Source organism: Streptomyces graminilatus, from assembly GCF_001418565.1.
GTDB lineage: Bacteria > Actinomycetota > Actinomycetes > Streptomycetales > Streptomycetaceae > Streptomyces > Streptomyces graminilatus.
Map to the genome: position 1 here is coordinate 1 of NZ_LIQQ01000702.1, position 1,170 is coordinate 1,170.

A 1,170-nucleotide genomic window follows, 5' to 3' on the forward strand; every position below is an offset into this window, starting at 1 on the left:
CCGCTTCATGAAAGCGCGAGGTTAGGCGGCCGCTACCCCGAGATCTGAAGTTGACCAGCCAAGACGCCCCTGTGCGACCGACGATCCAGGGGCCAAACGGGGGGCCAAACACGGCAGCCTCACGAAGACAGCCGCAGACAGTAATGGACTGTGCCGGAGCCGAACGAGCATGTCAGGACCGACGACGCAAGGTCACGGAGGGCCCCGATCGCGTTCGGGACGAAGAGGTCGCGGACAGACCAAGCCCCGCGAGCTAGGCGGAGAGACAGCCAAGGCCCCCACCACAACTTCCGTTCTAGTGGTCGTCGCAACACCCCAGCTCAGGGGATGCGATGGACTTCGAGATTCGGGATGAGCGCAAGCCTCAGGGGCCCCGCAGGTTGGTCGCCGAGCGGGCCGCATACTTCCAGCTCATGGAGCAGGGTTACAGCACCCGGGAAGCGGCCCGCATCGTCGGCATCAACCTGCGGACCGGCAAGAAGTGGCGCAACGGCCACCACTCGCCGGGCAAGGGGAAGAAGCCGGTCCCTTCGATCTATCCGGTCCCCGGGCTGCTGCCCGGGGAGGCGGTCGACCAGAGGGAACCGGCTTCTCGCGCGTCGCGGTACCTCCGCGAGGAGGAACGCATTCTCATCGCGGACCGGGTGCGGGAGAAGGCGTCCGTCCGGCAGATCGCCGCCGAGCTGGGCCGCAGCCCGTCGACCGTCAGCCGGGAGATACGCCGCAACCGGCGCCCCATGCCCAAGGGCGGCTTCGCCTACCAGCCCTTTCGCGCCCACCGCCGTGCCGAACGGCGTCGCGGCCGGCCCAAGGTCGGCAAGATCGGCCAGTGCTCCGAGCTGCGGGACTTCATCCAGGACCACCTGACGATGCGGTGGAGCCCGGAACAGATCTGCCAGGCTCTGCGGACCCGCTTCCCCGACCGCCCGGAGATGTACGTGGTCCACGAGACGATCTACCAGGCCCTCTACGTCCAGGGCCGTGGAGAACTCCGCCGGGAACTGACCCGTGCCCTTCGGACCGGCAGGGCCATGAGACGCCCGCGTCGCCACGCCGACCGGCGGATCAGCCGGCCGGTCAAGAACATGGTCATGATCAGTGAACGGCCCGCCGAAGCGGCCGACCGCGCCGTCCCGGGCCACTGGGAAGGCGACCGTGCGACACGAAGTT

Annotated in this window: 1 protein-coding gene; it reads left to right on the forward strand. The window is 68.3% G+C overall.

The annotated features are described in order from the left end of the window. Window positions 1–332: 332 nt before the first annotated feature. Window positions 333–1,170 (forward strand): IS30 family transposase (locus tag AOK08_RS40190; protein ID WP_157877010.1); only part of this gene is annotated, 838 nt, incomplete at its 3' end.